The organism is Ideonella azotifigens, from assembly GCF_006519715.1.
In the GTDB taxonomy this organism is placed as follows: Bacteria; Pseudomonadota; Gammaproteobacteria; order Burkholderiales; family Burkholderiaceae_C; genus Ideonella; species Ideonella azotifigens.
On record NZ_VIDT01000741.1, the window covers coordinates 1 to 2,486 of the forward strand.

At 69.5% G+C, this 2,486-nt stretch carries 2 protein-coding genes; both read right to left on the minus strand.

What is annotated here, in order from left to right; translation table 11 throughout:
* Positions 1–28 precede the first annotated feature (28 nt).
* On the minus strand, positions 29–1,279 hold the full coding sequence (locus tag FKP22_RS27050; RefSeq protein ID WP_141291055.1) for an HlyD family secretion protein: 1,251 nt from the start codon (positions 1,277–1,279) through the stop codon (positions 29–31).
* Between the two features lie 91 nt (positions 1,280–1,370).
* Positions 1,371–2,486, minus strand: a 1,116-nt coding sequence (locus tag FKP22_RS27055) for an efflux transporter outer membrane subunit (RefSeq protein WP_141291056.1), incomplete at its 5' end; no start/stop codon positions are given.

Genomic DNA, 2,486 nt, shown 5'->3' on the forward strand with positions numbered 1-2,486 from the left:
CTCATGGCAACAGCCTTTCAGTCCGTGCTCAATGCACCGTGGTGGCGCTGGCGGCCAGGTTGCCGGCAGCGGCCGCCACCTGATGGCGGCCCAGGCTGCTGGCGAGCAACTGTTGCACACGCGTGTCGGCGTCCTTCTCCAGCGTCTCGTAGACGACGGTCTGGGCCACGGCGTCGCCGCGCGGCACATCGGCCAGCGCCTTGCCGCTCTGGTCCTCGGCATTCACCGTGACGTCCATCGACAGGCCCACGCGCAGCGGATTGGCGCGCAGCTCGGCCGGGTCCAGCGCGATGCGCACAGGCACGCGCTGCACCACCTTGATCCAGTTGCCAGTGGCGTTTTGCGCCGGCAGCAACGAGAAGGCTGCGCCAGTGCCCGCGCCCAGGCCGGACACCTTGCCGTGGAACACGACCTTCTTGCCGTACACGTCGGCTTCCAGCTCGGCCGGCTGGCCGATGCGCAGGCTCTGCAGCTGGCTTTCCTTGAAGTTCGCGTCCACCCACAGCTGGTTCAGCGAGACCACCGTCATCAGCGGCGCGCCGGCCTGCACGCGCTGGCCGATCTGCACCGCGCGCTTGGCCACGGTGCCGTCCATCGGCGCCGGCAGCTCGGCGCGGCGCAGCGTCAGGTAGGCCTCGCGGACCTTGGAGGCCGCGGCCTGCACGGCAGGATGCTGCTCGACGCTGGTGCCGTCGGTCTGGACCTGGTTGGTCGTCAGCTGTTCACGGGCAGCGATCACGGCCGACTGGGCCGCGGACACCGCGCTCCTGGCGCTCACCAATTGGTTGTTGGCATGCTGGAACTCTTCCTTGCCGACCGCGCCCGAGGCGACCAGCGCGGCACGCCGGTTCACATCGTCCTGCGCCTTGGCCAGGTCGCTCTGCACACGCGTCAGATCGGCTTCACGCAGCGCGATCTGGGCCGACAGCGTGCCGTTGCCAGCGAACAGTCCGCGGGTGTCGCGGATGGCCTTGGACAGCTGGGCTTCAGCCTGCTCCAGCGCCACGCGGGCGTCGGTGGTGTCGAGCTTCACCAGCGGCTGGCCGGCGCGCACGAAGTCGGTTTCGTCGGCCAGGATGGAGACCACCGTGCCGCTGACCAGCGGCGTGATCTGCACCACGTTGCCGGCCACGTAGGCGTTGTCGGTGTTCTGCAGGTAGCGGCCGTTCATCCAGTGGTACACGCCCCAGCCGGCACCGGCCAGCACGACGACGGCGGCAATCACGGTCAGGCCGCGGCGGCGGGTGTTGTTGGGTTCAGCGTTGTTGTTGTCGCTCATGGCAAGCTTTCGAAGTGAGTCGGGTTCTCGTGGAACCCGGTTTGCATCTGCAATCGGAATGGGTATGGAAGGTGGCCAACGCGGCGCCGGATCACGGCGCGCCTGGCTTGCCGGTGGCAGCCTGCGCCACGGCCTGGGGCTGTTCGGTCCAGCCACCACCCAGCGCCTTGACCAGCGACACGCGGCTGTCGAGCTGGCGGGCCTGCAGGTCCACCGCCGTGCGGCGCTGCAGCAGCAGCTGGCTTTCAGCGTTCAGCACGATCAGGTAGTTGCCCAGGCCGGCACCGTGGCGCTGACGGGCCAGGTCATAAGCCGTCTCGGCACTCCTGAGCGCCCCGTTTTGCTCGGCCTGCTGGCGGTTCAGCGAAGCCAGCGAGCCGATCGCATCGGCCGCTTCGCGCACGGCGTCCAGCAACGCACCGTTGTACTGCGCGATGGAGGCGTCCAGATCGGCCTGTTTGGCGCCCAGCTGCGCGCGCAACCTGCCACCGTCGAACAAGGGCAGGCGCAGCGCAGGCTGCACGCCGTACTGGCGGCTGCCGGCTTCGAACAGCTGGTCCAGGCCCAGCGAGTTGAAGCCGATGAAGGCGGTCAGGTTGATGTCCGGGTAGAACTCGGTGCGGGCGACCTTCACGTCCTGGCCTGCCGCCTCGACACGCAGCCGAGCCGCGACCACGTCAGGCCGGCGGCCCAGCAGGTCGGCACCCAGCACCGTGGGCAACTGGGCCAGCGCCATCGCGTCCAGCTTCGGGCTGAGCGTGTCCAGCGCCTGCGGCGCCAGGCCGGCCAGCACGGCCAGCTGATGGCGGGCCAGCATGATCTGCTCGTTCAGCGCCTCGATCTGCACCCGCGTGTCCGGCAGCGCGCCCTCGGCCTGCACCTGCTCGACCTTGGTGTCCAGGCCAGCATCCACGCGCTGGCGGGTCAGCTTCTGCAGCTCTTCACGCTGTGCCAGCGTGCGCTCGGCCACTTCGCGCTGCGCCAGCAGCCTGGCCAGCGCCACATAGCCATGCGCCACCTGGGCTGACAGCCCGCTGGCTGCCGCTGCCGCGTCGGCCTGCGCTGCCTTGGCCTGGCCAAGCGCTGCGGCCAGTTCGGCCTCGTGCTTGCCGAAAAAGTCGGGCGACCAGCTGGCACCGGCCTGCAGGTTGCCGATGTTCCAGGTGCCGCCGCCCAGCGGTGCCGGGTAGATGCCGTTGGCGCTGAA